The sequence below is a fragment of the Pyrobaculum ferrireducens genome (assembly GCF_000234805.1).
GTDB classification, from domain to species: Archaea; Thermoproteota; Thermoprotei; order Thermoproteales; family Thermoproteaceae; genus Pyrobaculum; species Pyrobaculum ferrireducens.
In genome coordinates this window covers 1,185,222-1,203,405 of record NC_016645.1, presented here as the reverse complement: position 1 = coordinate 1,203,405, position 18,184 = coordinate 1,185,222, and the positions used below count along the sequence as shown (strand labels likewise).

The window sequence follows — 18,184 nt, the reverse complement described above, 5'->3', positions numbered from 1 at the left end:
CATCTCCGCGTCCCCACAACCTCCAGAAAGTCGGCGCCGCCTCGCTACGAGACGCCGCGGGGCGGTTGCGTGTCTTTAGGTGACATATATTTATAGCTACAGGGGGGCTCGCATGTGTCTACCTCTCTCCTGGGCATCGCCAAGGAGGGCGAGGATTTTTTCGTAATCAACATAACGGAGAACTACAAGGCCAGGCTTGTGCGCTGGTTCGGCGATCTGGAGAACCGCATAGCCGCCAGCTTGAAGGCGGGGAACTCCGTAGCGCTTGTGGGGCCCCACGGCACCGGCAAATCTGTGCTGGCTAGGTACATCGCAGCCCGCTTCGTGGGCGAGTACTACGCGGTGATCGACCTAGGCGTAGACGTGGTGACCTTCGACAGCTTGCTGGAGATGCTCCACGAGGTCCCCAACGCCCTGGGCTTCTACGACCCCCTCGGCATATCTTTCTACGACAACCCCCTAGTGCCCAGGGGGGAGCTGGCCACTCAGTGGATACACAGATGTAGATACGTGGTGGACCGGGCGATGTATCTAAACACGAGAGACATCCCCACCCTGCTCGTCCTGCCCCGCGACGTCCTCCACTTCTCGCCATGCAGAGACCTAGTGGAGAAAAGCATGAGAGTCCTGGACATCGCCGAGTACCTCAAACACGTCGAGCTGAGACGTGCGCTGGAGGAGGTATTCCTATCGCATTCGTCGGCACTTGGTTGCAGAAAGGCAGATGCCCGCCCTTACGTGGATTATATACTGAGGAGGCACGGCGACTTAAGCGGCGTCTACGCCCTGGCCGCATACGGCGGGAGGCTCTACGCGCGGCAGAGGTGCGCACCCTACCAGCCAGAGGCGCTTTACAGAAAAGCGATTGAAGAGCTCTCAAAGGTGTACTACGGGCTGTACCGCGAGCTGTTTTTCCCCACCTGCAGAGAGGCGAGGGCTCTGGCGGTGCCGCTCATGCTGAGTTTGGAAAACGAACACCTCCCCGTCGAAGTGGCCTACCCCCTCGCAAACGTTGACCACATAGCGAGGAGGCTCTCAATACTGGGCAAGATGGGGCCAGCGGCAGACGCCTTGCTGAGAGAGGAGATATTAGAAGAACTCAGAGATCTGTACAGCCCCAGGGAGGAGGTCATCCACGCAGTTAGGTGGTCCGTTGCCCCCAAGGAAAGCGTGGTGAGAGAAGCACTCAAGCAGGCGGCAGGAGCAGATCCGTGCATGACGCCTACCGGAAACCCAGTCCAGAAGCTCAGGACGGTCTACAGAGGCCTCCTCGTCCTGCACCCAGATCTTATTTTACAAATAGCGAGAGCAATCGCGTCGATAGCCCTGGGCACCGGAGAGCACTGCCGCGGAGAGGCCGGGCCCTATCTGTGCTACAACGGCGCCACGCCCCGCGTAGTTATAGAAGCCATCGGCACAGACCCCGGGAGGAGGATAACGCTGGAGCTCCCAGCAATCCAAACCGTCCGATGCGACGACGAGGACACAGACATCTTGGCGAAGCTGGCCCTAACAGACGCACGGAGGGTGCCCGCGGCCTGCCTAGAGAAATTCGTCGACCTATTCTACACCCATGCGCCACGGCGAAAAGACGGCGTGGAGATCTTCTACAAACTCTACAGAGACTACATAGAAGTAGCCGCTGAGAGAGGCACGCCGCACACACTTAGGAAGCTAGCCATGGCGCACCTCCTCGGAACCCCGCCTAGAGACTCAATACCCATACTAGCCAGGATCGTCGACACAGCGCTGGAATTCGGCGACTACAAAACTGCAGAAGCCGCCATCGCGGCCGCCGCGGCGCTCGACCCAGAGGCCGCGGCCAGACTCGTGCCGAACTGCGACTGCCCCTACCTAAGGATATCCGCGCTCTACCACGTCGCGAAAAAAATGGCGGAGGTCGGAAGGAGCCAGGAGGCTCTCAACCTGCTAAACCTCGCCCTGGACGAGTTAGAAAGACGAGACCCAAGGTACGAATACACGCCGCAGTTCACAAGGCAGATAGAGCTACTCTACAAACAAGCGTCTCTCGAAACCCTCCTATAGAATAATCTTCAGCAACTGCCTCGGGTCGTCCTTCAGCGCCGATATATAGTAAATCTCCTGGGCCCCAAGCGATCCCGCGATCTCGTCAGCCTCCACCTGGATCCCAAACTCGCGGGCGAGGTCCATCTTATTCCCAACTATGGCCAGCCTCTTAAACGGCTTAATCCCCCTGTCCAGCAGGCCGCTGTGGATCTCCACCAGAGATCTGAGGGTTTGGTAATCCAACACGTCGTACATGTACACCGCCTTGTCCACGTAGAAGCTCCACATACGGGCAAAGTTTTGAACCACCTCAAAGACGTACTGCCCCGGCACGTCTATAAGGTTAATCTCCTTGTCGGCGACGTAGATTCTGTAAATCCCGGGCCTAAGCGTCACCGTAGGCCTAATAGAGAGCCCCATCAGCCTATACGCAAACGTCGTCTTCCCCACCCCACCAACCCCAAGTAGCACAACTATGTGACGAGCCACGGCATGAGACCGACCCACCGTTATAAATGTATAGAATAATACGAGGGGCAATGTCTAAGTTAAACTTCACCGTTATATTTAAAAAACCGCCGCATCCGCCCCCCCCCCCCCGCATGAACCCGGTAGGAGCGCTGGCGGTGTGGATAGTGCTGTTCGTAGTAGTAATTGCGGCTGTGCAGTTCGCCTTTAGCTACGCCGCCGGGATCTACCCACCTGCGATGGACTACAAGCCCTACGTCGACATACTCTTATCGCTGTTCTTCGGCTGGCAGATTGTAAAAGCCTTTGCAGACATAATCGCCCTCCCAGTTGCCAAGAGGCAGGGGGAGACCGCGGCCAAGGCCGTCTCCAACCTCATTAAGCTGATAGGGATAGGCGCCCTGGTCGCCGCGATAGCCGGCGCCGTCTCCGGCGGGCCGGCGGCGGCGGCCCTCGGAGGCTTCATAGGCCTAGTCATCGGCTTCGCCACCCAGCAGGTCTTGGGCCAGGCTGTGGCGGGCACCTTCCTCCTACTCGCCAGGCCCTTTAAGATAGGCGATAAGATAGTCGGCGCGGGCCAGGAGGGCGTAGTCGATGACATAAACGCCATGTTTACAGTCATCAGAGACGCCGAGGGCAACAAGATACTAGTCCCCAACAACAAACTGGTCGGCGACATACTAAAAATAAAGAAGTCGTAAATCCCTTTTTCAGCCTCTCTCTATCCAGATCTCAACCTCCCAGTTATCCCTCGGCACAACCACAGCCAGCGCAGGCCTAAGCCCAAGCCTCCCAAGCACCCGCTGCCTCTTCTGCAGAAGCAACCTCTTCTTCCTCAGCTTATTTTCGTGGGGAGACGCCGTGGTCTTAACCTCCACGTGGTACACCTCCTCCCCCTCCACCACCAGGAAATCCACCTCCCTAAGCGTCTCCACAACCTCCGCCACAAACTCGCCGCCTCCGCCCTCCAGCCTGCGGTACAGGACGGAGGCCGCCTCCACCTCCGACATGGAAAAGCCCTCCAGCCCCCTTAGATAAGTCGGCGGGGCCCCGTCCATGACATACTTCCTAAGCTCCCCCAGGCCGATCTCTAGGAGGTAGGCGTAGCTCCCATCCAGATCCCTCCCCACGTACTTGACAAGCCCCCTGGGTGGGTCGATGTAGACGGCCGGCTCGCCCCAGTCCACCACCGGCACGTACCAAGACTTGTGCACAGGCCACGCCGTTGAGACGTGCCTCGAATACACCCCGTCCCCCCTCTCCCGGGGGAGCGAGTTCCCCCGCGGCGCCACCCTCCCGGCGGAGTACAGCCCCTCTAGCAGAACCGCCACGGCCTCCCCCCTAGCCGCCTGCGGAAACGCCCCAGCGAAAACCCTCTCCCCCAGATACCCAACCTCCGCCCCCAGCGCCTTGAGCACATTCACCCTGATCAACGCCTAGACCGCCCCCTCCATTTATCAACCCAACGTTTAACGTGCCGCCGCCTATATATATTTATATATCTCTAAAACAGGAGGTGTGCTCACAAAATTAATCGACCCACAGAGCGTCGCGGTGGTCGGCGCCTCCCCCAAACAAGGCTCCGTAGGCTACGTCATCCTGGAAAACCTAGCCACCAGGTTCAAGGGCTCGGTCTACCCAGTAAACCCCAAATACGACGAGGTGGAGCTCTGGGGGCGGCGGCTGAAGTTCTACAAGTCCGTGGAGGAGATACCCGACCCCGTAGACGTCGCGGTGATAGCCACCCCCGCCCCACCGTGCCCAAGATACTAGAGGAGGCTGGTAGGAGGGGCGTGGCGGCGGCGGTGATAATCAGCAGCGGGTTCGCCGAGGCGGGGAACACAGAGCTCGAAAACTGGGTCAAGGCAGTGGCGAAGCAGTACGGCGTCAGGGTCCTCGGCCCCAACTGCATAGGCATATACAACGCCTACACCAACTTCGACACCGTCTTCCTCCCGGCTGAACGCGCCGGCAGGCCGCCCCCAGGCCCCCTCGCCTTGATTAGCCAGAGCGGCGCCGTAGCGGCCGCCATCATGGACTGGGCCGCCAGGAGGAGGATAGGCCTGGGCTTCATGGCCAACTACGGCAACAAGGCAGACGTAACCGAGGTGGAGCTGATGGAGGCCTTCGCCGCCGACGACAGGGTGAAGGTCATAACGGTGTACGTCGAGGGGTTTAAATACCCCGGCGAGGCCAAGCGCTTCCTAGACGCGGTGAGGAAGATAGCGCCTAAGAAGCCTGTGGTGGTCTACAAGGCCGGGAGGGGAAAGGCGGCGCAGAGAGCCGTGAAGAGCCACACAGCCGCCATGGCCGGCACCTACGAGATGTACCACGGCCTCTTCAAACAGGCGGGGGCCATAGAGGCCTCCTCAGTGAGGGAGATGTTCGACATGGCGAAGGCCCTCGCCACCCAGCCCACCCCCCGCGGCGGGAGGGTGCTGGTGGTCACAGACAGCGGCGGCATGGGGATACAGGCCGTGGACGCCTTGGAGGCCCTCGGGCTGGAGGTCCCCGAGGTGCCCGAGAGCATAGCCCGGGAGCTCAAAAGAGAGCTACTCCCCTTCGCCGCCGTCTCCAACCCCATAGACGTAACAGGCAGCGCCACAGACGAGCACTACAAAATAGCCCTAGACGCCCTGCTCCCAACCGCCTTCTTCGACATGGCGCTTGTGGTCACCCTCATGCAGGTGCCCGGCCTCACCAAAAACCTCGCCGAGTATATAATAGACGCCAGGAGGTACGGCAAGCCCATCGCAGTCGTCAACTTCGGCGGGAGCGAGCTTGTGCAGAAGTTCGAAGAGGCGCTGGAAGACAGCGGGGTGCCCGTCTACCCAACCCCAGACAGAGCCGCAAAGGCCCTCTGGGCCCTCTACAAATACAGCGAAGTCAAGAGGGGGAGGCCATGACCCACCCCATCGTAGCAAAGGCGCTGGCGGAGGGCCGGGGGAAGCTCAGGGAAGACGAGGCCCTGGCGTTGCTGAGGGCGTACGGCATACCGGTACCCGACTACGCCGTCGCCCGCGACGAGGAGGAGGCCGTCAAGGCGGCTGAGCAGGTGGGCTACCCCGTTGCGGCTAAGATAATATCCCCCCAGATAGTCCACAAGACAGACGTCGGCGGCGTGGTGCTGGGCATCGGCGACCCCCAGGCCGTGAGAGAGTCCTGCAGGAAGCTGAGGGAGGTGGTTAAGAGAGTCCCCTACGCAGAGCTGGAGGGCGTCTTGATACAGCGCATGGTGCCCAAAGGCGTCGAGCTAATAGTCGGCGCGGTGTACGACGAGATATTCGGCCACGTCGTCCTCTTCGGCCTCGGCGGGATATACACAGAGCTCTACAGAGACGTATCCATGCGCCTAGCCCCCCTAGAGCCGGAGGACGCCTGGGACATGATCCGCGAAGTCAAGGCCTACCGCCTCCTCACCGGCTACAGAGGCATGCCCCCACGCGACGTCGCCGCCGTCGTCGACGTCCTCATCAAATTCTCCAGACTAGTCCAGGAAAACCCAGAGATAAGAGAGGCGGACCTCAACCCCGTGATCGCCCTAGAGGAGGGCAAGGGCGCCTACGTGGTAGACGCCAGGTTCATCCTCGCCGTGGCGTAAGTATATAAAGACGCGCGGAGGCGCAGACATGAAAAAGACCTGCTACAGAAGGGTGGGCTGCGTCCCCGCCATAGGCCTCGGCACCTGGGGCATAGGCGGCGGCTACTGGAGCGCAGACACCTCCAGAGACCCCCAGTGGATAGAGGCCATTAAATACGCAGTGGAGAGGGGGCTCAGGCTTATAGACACAGCCGAGATGTACGGCGCGGGGCACGCTGAGGAGCTCGTCGGCGCCGCGCTGAGGGGCTACCCCAGAGACGAGGTGTTCATCGTCACCAAGGTCTGGCCCAGCCACGCCAGACACGACGACGTCATCAAGGCGGCGCAGGCCAGCGCCGCGAGGCTCGGCACCCACATCGACCTCTACCTCCTCCACTGGCCCTCCGACGCAGTGCCCATCTGCGAGACGGTGAGAGCCTTCGAGGAGCTGGTGGACAGAGGCGTCATTAGACACTTCGGAGTCAGCAACTTCACCCTGGTCCAGCTACGCCAAGCCGAGGCCTGCGCCAAGAAGTACGAGCTGGCCGCCGTGGAGAACCACTACTCCCTCTACAACCGCCGCGACGACGACGACCTAATCCCCTACGCCAAGGCCAGCGGCATAATGTACATCGCCTACACCCCCCTGGAGAAGGGAGCCGTCGCCCGCGACCCCCTACTCGCCGAGGTAGGAAGGCGATACGGCGCGACACCGGTCCAGACCGCCCTGGCGTGGTACATCAAACACGGAGTCGTCCCCATACCCAAGGCAGAGAGGAGGGAGCACATCGACGAAATCGCCGGCGCCTACGCGGTGGAGCTCAGCGATGACGACTACGCCAACATCGCCGCTCAGATACGCCGAGGATAGGGAGGCAGCCCTGGAGATAATAGCCGCCAGCTACAGAGGCCCCCTGAAGTACGCCAAGGCCGTGCTGGAGAGGTGGCCGCGCGCCCACGCCATAGTCGCCATCGCAGAAGGCCAGCCGGCCGCCGCCGAGATATACTACCTATTAGAGCTCGCCAAGCCCACCTGCGTCCACTACTACATAGCCGTCGCCCCCCACCACCGCAGAAGAGGCATAGCCACCCAGCTCGTGAAGACGGTGGAGCAGCTGTGCGGCACCCCCGTCCACATGGCCACCACGACGCTAGACAACCAAGCCGCCACAGCCCTCTTCACCAAGCTAGGGTACACCCCCTACCAGTGGAGCGAAATACCCAGACACGCCAGGGAAACCCTCCTAAAAGCCACCTGCGGATACGACGACGACATCCTCCTCATAAAAGGAGCCCACCCCACAGAAGCCGCCAGACACACCCCAGAAGTGGAGACCCTCTGGCGCGAGACCTGCTACAAACCCTACATAGGCCTATAGAACTACGCAGAATTTTTTAAAGTGGATGCAACCCACACACATGGAAATCTACATCATATTCAGAGGGGAGCCGCCCCCCGAGTGGAGGCAGATACCAGGCATAAAAGCCGTGAAGGCAGACGAGCTAGACACCATAGAAGGCAGATTCGCCCTAGTGGTAGGCGACGAGGAGCTCGCCAGGCGGCTCGGCGTCGGCGTGCTCACAGAGGAGGAGGCATGGGAGCTCCTCCAGCACCTAAAACGCCAGCTAGGCGCCGCTCAGTGAAGGGCGTTCCGCCCATAAAGGGCCTACCGTGAGGCTCATCACCAGCCAACAAAACACACATGGATAAAAACCCGGACACCGACACCCCCCGTGATGAAGTCTCGGGGAGCAGCCGAGCGGTGACTTCGCGGTTATCACGCTGACTAGTATATAGACAGCTCCACGCTGAGCCACTCCCTCACCTCTCTATACAGAGACTCCACCTCCCGCCTCGCGTCGCGGTTCTTCTCGTAGCGCATCTCCGGAACCCTCGTGTAGTCCACCCTCATGTGCAGAACAGTCTGAAACCTAGGCAGGTTGAGGCTCCGCTCCACTATGCTAAAGGCCTCGCGCCCCTCCCTCGTGCCCCTGTCCACCCTGTTGATCAAAACCCTCGCCTTTATGTCGATACCACTCTCCACCACCTCCATAAGCTTCCCGTACATCCTCCTCACCCTAACCGGCTCAGCCCCGTAGGGGTGGGTAACGACGATGACCTTGTCGGCGGCGTAGAAGGCCGAGAGCGTGTAGCGCCTCTCGTAGAAAGGCAGAGTATCCAGCAGAACCACGTCCCACCTCGAGACCCCCGACCTCTCCAAAAACTGCCCAAGAAGCCGCTCCGGACTCGGCCTGCTCCCAGAAAACCACGCCAGACCCATGGCGTCACTCAGAGAGTCGCCGCTCGGCACCACGTCAACCCTAAAAGCCCCCAGCTTAGCCGGCACCACGTAGTCCTCCAAGTCAACAGCCTCCCCCCTCATAAACCTCAGCAAGGCATCCCCCACAGTCCTCCTCTCCTCCTCAAGCTCAGCCGCCCCCCTCTCCCCCAGCAGAGCCGCCGTCAAGCCGGCGCTCGGGTCCAAATCCACCAAAAGCACCCTCCTCCCCTCGCCCAGAAACCTGTGAGCCAGGTGCAGAGCCACCGTGGTCTTCCCAACCCCGCCGCTGGCCGAAAGAAAGGCAAGAACCCCCACCACCCACGTACTGACACACCAATTTAAGCTCTACGTCAATATACAGCACGGGCACAACAAGCGAAGCCAAGACAGCCCTATCGAAGCCGCCGCGGCCGAAGACCACAGCCGCCCCCTCCACCCCCTCAGAAACCCGCCACAGCAAAACCGCACAGGCAACCCTCTCCACAGTCCCGCCCACACCGAGACACCCCCTACACACACCTCTCATCCACCACCACACAGTTCAGCAAACCCCCCCCCCCCACATTGAAAAACCCGACAATCCGCAGACACGGAAGAGGCCACTCTAAAAAACCAACAAATATTTACCCAGGACGCGGAGGCCCCCCCCATGCTGGAGCGGATCACAGCCGCAGTACTCCTCGCAGTCGCCGCCGCCCCCTACACACAGAGACAAACAAGCGGCTCAAGACCCTCCAGACCCAGTACAACACCCTCCAGACGGAATACGCGGCGCTACAGAGACGCCTAGAGATACAGAGAGAAGCCGGCACAAAAGCCGCAGAAGAAGCCAGAAGACTCTTCGACAAGTGGAGAAGACGAGAAGAGGAGAGGCTGAGAGCCGAGCTGGAGACATAGAAGAGCGCTACAAGACAGAGCTCGAGCGGTGGCGCCTAGAAAAAGAAGCCGAAATCAGAGAAGACGCCATAAGACGCTCCATCTCCACCCTCCTCGGACGCATCGGCGAACAGCTCGCACCCCTCCTCATGACCCAGACACTGGGAGTAGACCCACGCGACCTGAGATTCCTCGGAACACCCGTAGACTACATAGCCTTCAAAGGACTAAGCCAAGACAACCCCCAGGAAATCCTCTTCATCGAAGTCAACTCAGGCAAAACCACGAGACTAACCGAAAAACAACAAGCAATCAAACGCCTAGTAGAAGAAAAAAGAGTCAAGTGGGTCACCCTCCACATAGCCGACATAGCAGATCAACTACACAGGCTAGTAGACAGAGAAATACAAAGCCAACAGACGTGGTACGTAGATACGTACTAGCTACAGACCCATGAATAGAGATAGCCTTGAGCTTGAGCTACAGAAGACATGAAGATGCCGTTACAAATTCTGTTAAGTTGCTTTCAACGAATGCGCTGGTTGTGAAAGTCGCAAGTAATGCCGTTTACGTTCGCCAAATTAAGTTTAAGGCCTATTTTATGGAAAGTGCTGGCGTCGTGGATGTTTTAGAACTGGATCGCGCCGTTTCAGCGCCGAGAAAGCTAGTGAGGCGGCACGCATCTGAAACCCTCCAACTACATAAAGGCAAAATTATTAGTAGCCTAGTAACGCATAATAGTGAAAAGGATTGGCCGCTATGCTTAGGATAGCGTCGCTGTTTTCCGGCGCAGGCGGTCTCGACTGGGGATTTAAAATGGTCGGCACTTACGACATAGTTTTTGCTAATGACGTGCTCTACGCCGCTACGCGCACCTACTCTAGGAATTTTGGGATGAAGCTGATAGAATGCGGAGAGGACGTTGTCGAGGCTGTGCCCCGGGCTGTAATGGCTTGCGACGTCGAGAAGATCATCTTCTCGCCGCTGGCAGATAAAGTCGACATACTTATCGGAGGACCTCCCTGCCAAGATTTTTCAATAATTAGAGGGCCCCCGTGGGATAGAAATGGAATAAAGGTCAAGAGGGGAAAGCTCTACGCGCACTTTGTAAGAGCTCTAGCTGTGCTTCAGCCAAAGGCATTTGTCTTTGAGAATGTGCCCGGGCTGTTGAGCGCTAATGACGGCTACGCCTTTCAGACAATCATCGAAGATCTCGCAAGGCTCAATATTAGGTGGGAAGACATCAAAAAGATGCTACCGCTCGAGGTGAACGGCAGAGTGGTTAATAGTGGCTACGAGATAATCTACAGCGGAGTATCCGACTTCTCGGCGCTGGGAGTCCCCCAGAGGCGCAAGCGGCTCATTATTGTCGGAATAAGGCGCGATTTATTCAGCTCACCTCAGCAGATAAGAGAAGCCAGGACGCTACTCGAAAGGGCAATCAGCGGCGATGACTCCCTCTTTAAAAAATACCCTCTTACGCCGCTAGAGGTGTTCGAAGGCAGAACCCTGACACAGTTGCAAGACAGCTACGTCGAGATAATGGAGAAGTGGAAAGGGATCTGGAGAGAAGTGGGCACCGAAAGAGCTAAGCGGTGGAAGCGCGAAGTCTGGGACAAGCTCACGCTAGACGTCGTTGAGGACTACCTGCGGCTGAACGGCATCGAGAGAGCAGACGAGGCGGAGTTTGAAGAAGCCATGAAGCTCCACGAAAGGACACTGAAGCAACTAGGCTACTACGGGGTGCCCGTTGCTGAGCTGAGGCTCCCCGACGGCACTACAGATCTGCCCAAAAACGGCAGGAACACCGTCGAGAGGGTGAGGAGAATCCCGCCCGGAGAAAATCACGAATTCGTCTATGGAACGCCGTGGGAGGTAGAGGGCAAAGGCATAAGTCTCGTGTACAGAAGACTCCATCCGCTACAGCCAGCGTACACAGTGGTAGCATACGGCGGCGGAGGGACTTACGGCTACCACTATGACAGAGACAGAGCCGCCCTCACTCTGAGGGAAAAAGCCAGACTGCAGACGTTTCCCGACTCCTTCCTCTTTTACGGATCAAAAGCCCAGATAAGAGCACAGATAGGAGAGGCCGTTCCCCCACTCGCAGCCGCAGAAATAGCCAAAGCCCTCTTAACAATTCTCGAAAAACTAGAGCCGCTGAGCCCCATACCCAAGGCCTAAGCGGCGGGGTTGCCAAATTCAAAGTAAAAAACACGAAAGGAGTGCAACACAATGACTGAGACCCCACCGCGGCTCCGTGATGCAGAAACATTCCGCAGAAGAATAATAGAGTGGTACCGAGCAAATGGAGACAGAGGACTCCCCTGGCGAAATACCAGAGACGCCTGGCACATCCTAACCGCCGCTCTCCTCCTCAGAAAGACAACGGTAAAGCAGGTTCTAGAAGTCTACGAAGAATTCATAAAGCGGTTCCCCACCCCCAAAGAGCTGGCCGCAGCCCACATCGACGAGGTAAAATCAGTAATAAGGCCCCTGGGGATTGAGCACATACGCGCCACCCTGCTCAAGAGGCTTGCAGAAGAACTGGTCGAGAGATTCGGAGGCTCCGTGCCCTGCGACGAAAAAGCCCTAAAATCCCTCCCAGGAGTAGGAGAATACGCCGCATCAGAGGTACTGCTAATCGCTTGCAACACGCCGCGCCCCCTGCTCGACAGAAACATGATAAGAGTACTAGAGAGAGTCTTCGGAGCCAAATCAAAAAAGAAGAGGCCCCACACAGATAGAGAACTCTGGGAACTCGCAAGATCCATAGTGCCAGACAATCCCGAGCTAGCCAAGGAGTTCAACTTCGCAGTACTCGACTTCGCGAGAAAGGTCTGCACAGCCAGAGCGCCAAAATGCGGAGAGTGTCCACTAGCAGACATGTGCACATACCTCCACACACGCAACACCAAGGGACGCACCTAATAGCCCTTCAGAGCAACACCTCAGTGGAAAAGCAAAAACACACCATCTATCCTTGGCTATAACGGCTATGTCTCTGCGGCACTCTGCACCATGGAACAGAGTGGCTCCAGCAACCACAGCGAGGCGCTCTTCGACACCCTAAGCTCCTCATGCAGAGGACTGTAGACGCACATCATCCTCGGTACCTGGACGCAGAGGTGACATCCATCAGCACAGCTAGGAACATGACGAGGCCACACATACTGATAAAGCTTACGCGGTAGCCTCTGTTGTTGCGCAGTCTGGCCAAGCCTTCTCCTAACTTCGCCCACAATGCCGCCAAGCATAAATCTGAAGAGGTCCCGCGGGGGTGCTACTTCCTGAGGCATAGAGCCGAGATGTCTATCGAGCTCTCCAAGTAATGTATTGTTCGCAACTAAGATGCTGAATGCTCTGTCGAGCCTCCTCTTCTCCTCAATCCAAGCATAATTGCAAATATCCCTCGCAGAACCACATCCGCCTAGCTCCATAACTAGCTTGAGAAGCCTCTCGCCAAATTTTGTATGTGTGGCGCCGCTCAGATCGTACGTAGAGATTTGAACCTTAACGCCCTTACAGCCTTCGTCATATTTTAGTTTAATTACCCCATCAAAGCTCACGTCCCCGACATCTTCTAACTGATGCCAAACACACTTAACAAGGGGGAAGTCGTTAGCGCAGATCTCTATTTCAATCATTTCAGCAAAGTCACGCGAACTGATGCCCGCGGCCTTAGCCATGAGGTGAGATGCGCCGTGGGCGCCTATAATCAAGGCCGAAAGCATTAACAGCTCCACAAACACAAGCGCTGTAAATAGCTCAGGATTGGATCTCATTAAACTACACTCTAGGCGTCTAATATTACCACTATAGTTCTGTAGTAAACACTGTCTGAACTCCGATAATTTCCCTGATGTCTCGAGACAGTTCACAAAGCGATCTACCCAACCTTGCGAACTGCTAAAATCGCTACTTTTGCATTTACACTCTTTCACTGCCTCTAGCCATCTCTTCAGAAGGCTATTCAGCCCATTATAGCCTCTGTAGCTTGCTCGTGGCGTGTAAAGCCTTCTGTAGATGCAAAGTATCCTGCCTAATATCGGCGTCGTGATTACCGTCTCATTGCCATAAACACTTGCAACTATTTCTCTCTCAGTAACCCAGCCTCTACAGCCCAATGCAGAGAGCGCCCTCCCCGCAACTAGATTCTGCATTAGCAACTTTACTGCAGGCATGCCAGAAGTGAGCGCCTTTTTAACATAGCTGTAAAGCTCGTCGGCGCTGACGCTCCGCCGCAATTTATACGCACGCGCAACCGGGTGCAAAGATCTGGGAAAAGAGCTACCTTCTACATCGTAATGCACGACTACCGGCATAAAGGCACCAGTACTCCTGCTTTTTACCGACAGTATAGATCCTAGATAAAACAATTCCACCACGGCGGTACCGTCTTCCATGTCTATACCGCCAATAGATGTGCTACTCTCAGAGCTGAATGTGACCTCGTCGGTATATGTTCTCGGATAAGAGCTGAGATAATTCACACTGCTCACTACAGCTACGAAACTGTCATCTATACCTAAGCCATCTATCCTAATGCGCATATTCATATCGCGACCCTGTGCGCCGATGTTTATACCATACAGAATGCCTGCTATCCAGGGCTTATCCGAACCTGAGGAGAATTTCTTCACAAATGCATAGATATCTCTAACTCCCTCCCCGACATCACATTTCGCCAAGATTAGTATTCCATAGTTGCGCCAGCGTTCATTAAGACGCCTTCTCTCTACGTAATACCCACAGACTGGCACACCAGAGCCTGAGGGGGATCCTCTCTTTGTGCCAGCACACATTTTGCACAGCTTGCTGACAAGGTAGCTCATGTCAAACGCTACCACATAGTCCAGTTCCTTAACAGGCGAGCTATCTATAGATCTCTCTATAGATCTCTGCAATCCTGCCGTTAGGTCGCTAATAGATCCCTGCTCGATATTACGTAAATTCATATCTATAGTCAAACTAGTACTGTTACTGGTGACGAAACCTGATAAAATATAAAAGTGTCTATACCTGTAGGCTGGTAAATATATCTTCATAGTTCTTCGTATCTGTCTACTTTAAGAGGAATTGACCTAGCATACGCCTCCCTTAGTGATGAATTCGAAACTTTATATCCCTGTCGATATCTAGCTGAAATACTGTATTTATTTAGGGTAACATCTATAATGCGGGGATCGGGCATCGGCGGAATTAGCGACAGTTGAAGAAGCCTACCGATATCTCTTCGTGTACTACTACTCGGATAATATTGAAGAATCATCCCTAATATTTTGTCCTGGAGTTTCAGGAGTGTACGTTGCATAGATCCAGCCTGCATCCACGCTTGATCATTATTTATAACTTGTGTAATTGTGTAGTAGATCTCCCAGGCAAACTTTAACAGATGATCCTTATACTGTTTGCAAACATTTACCAACATTTGCTGAAGCTGGACACCGCCATAATTGCCTAACTGACTACATAATGTCCCCAACATAAAGCTAATCTGTGACTTGTAATTGTTTAGGGATGTTGATCGCTGTGAAGAAATCTGCTGGGATGCTATTTGCACCATAACTGGAAAGATTATATTGATTCTATTGAAAATCTCAGGAGCAGTATTATTAGGAATTCCTAAGTAGTTTATAGAGTTCTGTACTGCATGGAGAACTTGTTGCTCGTTACCACCTGTAGCACGGAACACTGTATATGCTATAAGCTCTTCGATGCTCATTAGCCTATCAATGTTACGCGGCGGAAGGACGGTTCTCTTGAATGCAAATAGCCTTGCTACTGCATAATCTTCATCTATGAGCGCTACGTCTTCGCCTGTATTCTTCGCAAACAGAAATCCAACTGTGGAGTACAAAACGCTTTCATCTCTCCCGCCGCGACCGAAGCGCTGAATCACGTTCTCAGCAAGCCACGGCAGGCCGAACTGGCCCACGGCTCCAACGCCGCTGAGGTTCACACCAAGCTCAAGAGTAGATGTGGACAGGACAGTGTACCATGACCCCGGCATCTCCAGCTTCCTCTCTACCGCGTATCTTATAGAATCTTCCAAGTCCGCGTGGTGCACCAGGAGAGTGCTCCTCTGGCTCAGATTACTGACGTTCTGGATAAGATCTCTTAATATTTGCTCCGCGGCTTGTCTTGCCGTATCATAGCACTTAGGAGGTTGCGCCGAGGCCGCACGCTGTCCAGAATACATCATTGATGCGTATTTGTATGCCGCGTTCAGCTCGCTAAGTCTGGTGCAGAACAGAGATAGGTGGCTGAAGTCCTCTAGCTCTCCGTAGCTACCTGACATTAGGATGTTTTTTATTACCTTAAGGCCGTTCCAGCCGCCCTTAATACACAGAGAGCCGGGGGTGCAATTTAGGAAGAAGGGCTTTGTCAGAGTTTTATCAGCCGGCGATCCCTCTATAGACACAAGTCTCGCTCTTACGTATGATGCAACCTCAGCCAGTGTCTCCTTGCTGTCGAAAAATACAACCGAAGAGAAATTATTATACTGACCACCTGAATATAACCTGGTTGCGGCGGCCAGCATTAGCGAAACCGATGCCTCTTGAACAGTGCCGCTGGGAGATTCCATCGGATTTGTAAAAATCACCATGGGGGCTGTGACTTTAGACTTGCCTGAGCTCTGCCTACCTATGCTGTAGTAGTCTATAACAGCGGTTTCATAATAATTCGCAAGATTTCCGCCAAGCAGTAGCTCAGAGATTTGTTTGGTAAAAGCATTTACCTCCGCTGGACTGGCGCTCTCAACACGCTCAAGCGCACCTATCGATCTGAACGTTATAAGTCTCTCGCGGGCTTCTTCCGCAAAGGGAAGCCCCGAGCTAGTTATAGTAGCGCTGGAGAGTATAAAGGCCGGATACTTTTCAACGCGATCAATTCCGCCAAGGATAAACAGGCGGTGAATAAGAGCCGTCAGAAAATCGAGCTCCCGCGGTTCGAGAATAGTGTGGGCTTCATCTATTACGATCAGTCTCAGCCTATCTGCCAGCATCGTTGCGACGTTCTGACTCCTCATAAGCATAGAAGACAGCTTGTACGGATTCGTCACGATAATGTCTCTGCTCAATGCGCCGTCTTCACAGTCGGTGAACCAATCGACTGACTGCCCATCACAGAGGTACTGACCGTTCTGGAACTCTAAGCTGTGCCGCCCCTGCCGGCACTTCAGCGAGCGCACTGGGCCTTGTCTTCTTCGGCTACACCTGGTGCTGTCGCCATCTAGTATAGCTAGGGAAATACGACTACCAGGCTGGCTATTAAGCTCCTCCAGTGTGTAGTAGATTTGCTGTACTTGTTGCAGTGCAAGCTTTTTGCTTGGGTACATAATCACGACTTTCCCCCCAGCAAGAACAACGGCCAGCGCGGCAACCAGAAACACAAGAGTCTTCCCAGATCCGGGAGGCGCCGTCATAAGCACAAAAGGAGGCTTCTTTTCGCTACCAGTCAGCCACGCGCTAAGTCTCTTCCCAATCTCCATAAGAGCTTCATTTTGGAACTGGGATACCTTGCTAACAGCTTGGCCGCCTTCGCTACGCAAACTTTCAGATAATTTTTTTAGGACATCCCCGCCTAAAAGAGCTCCGAACGAACTCGTAACAGCGCTTGCTACGTCGATATTTCTCTTGCCTAGGTAGTCAACTATAGCTGGCAGGTAGTATGCTTCAAAAACCCTTCCGTCGTCAGGCAACGCCGACGTGTTCCGCACAAGCCTCGCAACCTCTCCGTGGTACGTCCTGTAGCACTTATCCGGAACAGGAAGGCTCTGCACCCCACCGCTGGCGCCATACCCGAGTGAGTAGAGAAGCGATATGTATTCAAGCATTACTAAGAAGTCTCTGCGCGTTACACCCTCAGCAACTACATAGCCGTTCCTAATCTTTATTTTGTTCAGTGACTCCTTATAGACGTCACAGGACTTCTCTACTAAAAGCCTATTGGACTCTAGTTGCTGGAGAAGTTGCTGACCGACAGCACGCAGTACGTGCTCCCTCGTCAGAGGCAGATCGTCCCTGTGAAGAGTTGTCTGCGACAGAGCCAAGTAGATCGGACCGCACTTCACGCACCTAGTGCCGTGGCGAGCCAGACACCACTCAGTCACCAGCAACCTCTGATATGCCGATATAACATCAGTCGGCAACTGCAACACCCCACCGCCGCCACTCCTGCCGCCAGCGCAACCAAGATAGCTCCGCATTTTTCTCCCTACGGGACAGTCCGCCGACGCGCATACACAGCACTCAGGTCCCGGTTTATAGACGCCGTGCTCCACCCCGCGCATCTGCCCCTCAGAAGCAACGCGGCCCCTTACAACATGTCCACCAGACAGGTACTCTCCTTCCTCCTCTTTAATGAATATAAAAAAGGGCGCGTCACGCAGACCTCCCAGCGGAATTCCCCTATACACCAAGACGGGTACTATCTCCCTACTTGTACGCGCCTGCGCCCTCTCTTTGTACGAGACGGCTTGTTCAAAATCGGCGGGGTAAGGTCTCAAGTAGCCACTAGAGCAGTAGTGCTCTTCATCTGTGATAGCAAACGGATAGCTCTTAACCTCAACGACATAAATCTTATCGCCGCACTCCAGAACCGCGTCAGGCTGCGCACGCTCGAGATCCAGCCTCAGCTCGCGGCAACCACCCTCCATCTCGCTTAGAAGTAAAACAGCCTTCTTGACGAAATCATCGTGGGCTTCCGTCCTCTTTTTAACAGCCCGCTCATCCACCACGACTTCTCTAAACAGCGGACACAAGACAAGGCTACGGTACTTTCTGGCCTCCTCCCGAGCGGGCCTCATAAGCACCCAGCGTGGTGCAACCTCCTAATACTGTCAACACTGCGCAGACAGTCCGTAAGCAACACTCTCTCCGGATAGCAAGCCATAACATCAATAAATAGGAAATATAAAAACTTCCTTGCCCAAAGACTGCACACT

Annotated in this window: 14 protein-coding genes and 2 pseudogenes; 11 read left to right on the top strand and 5 right to left on the bottom strand. The window is 55.3% G+C overall.

Annotation, left to right across the window (positions count from 1 at the left end; translation table 11 throughout):
• Positions 1 to 114 precede the first annotated feature (114 nt).
• Positions 115 to 2,046: a P-loop NTPase family protein gene (locus P186_RS06645; protein WP_014288677.1), complete on the top strand. Its 1,932-nt coding sequence runs from the start codon at positions 115 to 117 to the stop codon at positions 2,044 to 2,046.
• On the opposite strand, the gene P186_RS06640 is transcribed toward P186_RS06645, so the two are convergent.
• Entirely contained in the window at positions 2,041 to 2,517 is a 477-nt protein-coding gene (locus tag P186_RS06640; RefSeq protein ID WP_148682814.1) for a Rab family GTPase, read from the bottom strand. The genes P186_RS06645 and P186_RS06640 overlap by 6 nt on opposite strands.
• Before the next feature lie 113 nt (positions 2,518 to 2,630).
• On the opposite strand from P186_RS06640, the gene P186_RS06635 reads away from it, so the two are divergent.
• Positions 2,631 to 3,197, top strand: coding sequence for a mechanosensitive ion channel domain-containing protein (locus P186_RS06635; protein ID WP_148682813.1), 567 nt, complete (start codon positions 2,631 to 2,633; stop codon positions 3,195 to 3,197).
• Between the two features lie 9 nt (positions 3,198 to 3,206).
• Here P186_RS06635 and P186_RS06630 read toward each other — a convergent pair whose 3' ends face one another.
• Complete coding sequence (locus P186_RS06630) at positions 3,207 to 3,920, bottom strand: hypothetical protein (protein WP_237179481.1); 714 nt, start codon at positions 3,918 to 3,920, stop codon at positions 3,207 to 3,209.
• 94 nt (positions 3,921 to 4,014) lie between these two features.
• Between P186_RS06630 and P186_RS06625 the strand changes: the two are divergent.
• The 5 genes and pseudogenes from P186_RS06625 (at position 4,015) to P186_RS06605 (ending at position 7,720) form a co-directional block, all read left to right on the top strand.
• A pseudogene (locus P186_RS06625) lies at positions 4,015 to 5,402 on the top strand (acetate--CoA ligase family protein).
• Positions 5,399 to 6,097, top strand: a complete 699-nt coding sequence (locus P186_RS06620) for an acetate--CoA ligase family protein (protein WP_014288673.1) — start codon at positions 5,399 to 5,401, stop codon at positions 6,095 to 6,097. The pseudogene P186_RS06625 and the gene P186_RS06620 overlap by 4 nt, the downstream one beginning before the upstream one ends.
• A 28-nt stretch (positions 6,098 to 6,125) precedes the next feature.
• Entirely contained in the window at positions 6,126 to 6,947 is an 822-nt protein-coding gene (locus P186_RS06615) for an aldo/keto reductase (protein WP_014288672.1), read from the top strand.
• Complete coding sequence (locus tag P186_RS06610; protein ID WP_014288671.1) at positions 6,904 to 7,455, top strand: GNAT family N-acetyltransferase; 552 nt, start codon at positions 6,904 to 6,906, stop codon at positions 7,453 to 7,455. The genes P186_RS06615 and P186_RS06610 overlap by 44 nt, the downstream gene beginning before the upstream one ends.
• A gap of 40 nt (positions 7,456 to 7,495) precedes the next feature.
• On the top strand, positions 7,496 to 7,720 hold the full coding sequence (locus P186_RS06605; protein ID WP_014288670.1) for a hypothetical protein: 225 nt from the start codon (positions 7,496 to 7,498) through the stop codon (positions 7,718 to 7,720).
• 143 nt (positions 7,721 to 7,863) lie between these two features.
• On the opposite strand, the pseudogene P186_RS06600 reads toward P186_RS06605, so the two are convergent.
• Positions 7,864 to 8,688 (bottom strand): annotated as a pseudogene (locus tag P186_RS06600) (ParA family protein); the annotation flags it as partial.
• Positions 8,689 to 9,007: 319 nt separating this feature from the next.
• On the opposite strand from P186_RS06600, the gene P186_RS13835 reads away from it, so the two are divergent.
• From P186_RS13835 to P186_RS06585, 4 genes are all read left to right on the top strand, one after another.
• Positions 9,008 to 9,148, top strand: a complete 141-nt coding sequence (locus P186_RS13835; protein ID WP_014288668.1) for a hypothetical protein — start codon at positions 9,008 to 9,010, stop codon at positions 9,146 to 9,148.
• On the top strand, positions 9,123 to 9,677 hold the full coding sequence (locus tag P186_RS06595; protein ID WP_148682810.1) for a Holliday junction resolvase-like protein: 555 nt from the start codon (positions 9,123 to 9,125) through the stop codon (positions 9,675 to 9,677). The genes P186_RS13835 and P186_RS06595 overlap by 26 nt, the downstream gene beginning before the upstream one ends.
• A 316-nt stretch (positions 9,678 to 9,993) precedes the next feature.
• On the top strand, positions 9,994 to 11,418 hold the full coding sequence (locus P186_RS06590; protein WP_014288666.1) for a DNA cytosine methyltransferase: 1,425 nt from the start codon (positions 9,994 to 9,996) through the stop codon (positions 11,416 to 11,418).
• A 51-nt stretch (positions 11,419 to 11,469) separates the two neighbouring features.
• Positions 11,470 to 12,165 (top strand): HhH-GPD family protein, encoded by a 696-nt coding sequence (locus P186_RS06585; protein ID WP_014288665.1) that lies wholly within the window; start codon positions 11,470 to 11,472, stop codon positions 12,163 to 12,165.
• Between the two features lie 65 nt (positions 12,166 to 12,230).
• Here the strand turns inward: P186_RS06585 and P186_RS06580 are convergent, their stop codons facing one another.
• Both P186_RS06580 and P186_RS06575 read right to left on the bottom strand, forming a co-directional pair.
• Positions 12,231 to 14,282, bottom strand: a complete 2,052-nt coding sequence (locus P186_RS06580) for a hypothetical protein (RefSeq protein ID WP_014288664.1) — start codon at positions 14,280 to 14,282, stop codon at positions 12,231 to 12,233.
• Positions 14,279 to 18,046 (bottom strand): DEAD/DEAH box helicase, encoded by a 3,768-nt coding sequence (locus P186_RS06575; RefSeq protein ID WP_014288663.1) that lies wholly within the window; start codon positions 18,044 to 18,046, stop codon positions 14,279 to 14,281. The genes P186_RS06580 and P186_RS06575 overlap by 4 nt, the downstream gene beginning before the upstream one ends.
• Positions 18,047 to 18,184: the final 138 nt, after the last annotated feature.

Coding starts and splice junctions, on each gene's coding strand:
- P186_RS06580 (WP_014288664.1), bottom strand. CDS start 14,282: ATGAAGATATATTTACCAGCCTACAGGTATAGACACTTTTATATTTTA.
- P186_RS06620 (WP_014288673.1), top strand. CDS start 5,399: ATGACCCACCCCATCGTAGCAAAGGCGCTGGCGGAGGGCCGGGGGAAG.
- P186_RS06590 (WP_014288666.1), top strand. CDS start 9,994: ATGCTTAGGATAGCGTCGCTGTTTTCCGGCGCAGGCGGTCTCGACTGG.
- P186_RS06610 (WP_014288671.1), top strand. CDS start 6,904: ATGACGACTACGCCAACATCGCCGCTCAGATACGCCGAGGATAGGGAG.
- P186_RS06635 (WP_148682813.1), top strand. CDS start 2,631: ATGAACCCGGTAGGAGCGCTGGCGGTGTGGATAGTGCTGTTCGTAGTA.
- P186_RS06585 (WP_014288665.1), top strand. CDS start 11,470: ATGACTGAGACCCCACCGCGGCTCCGTGATGCAGAAACATTCCGCAGA.
- P186_RS06605 (WP_014288670.1), top strand. CDS start 7,496: ATGGAAATCTACATCATATTCAGAGGGGAGCCGCCCCCCGAGTGGAGG.
- P186_RS06575 (WP_014288663.1), bottom strand. CDS start 18,046: ATGAGGCCCGCTCGGGAGGAGGCCAGAAAGTACCGTAGCCTTGTCTTG.
- P186_RS13835 (WP_014288668.1), top strand. CDS start 9,008: ATGCTGGAGCGGATCACAGCCGCAGTACTCCTCGCAGTCGCCGCCGCC.
- P186_RS06615 (WP_014288672.1), top strand. CDS start 6,126: ATGAAAAAGACCTGCTACAGAAGGGTGGGCTGCGTCCCCGCCATAGGC.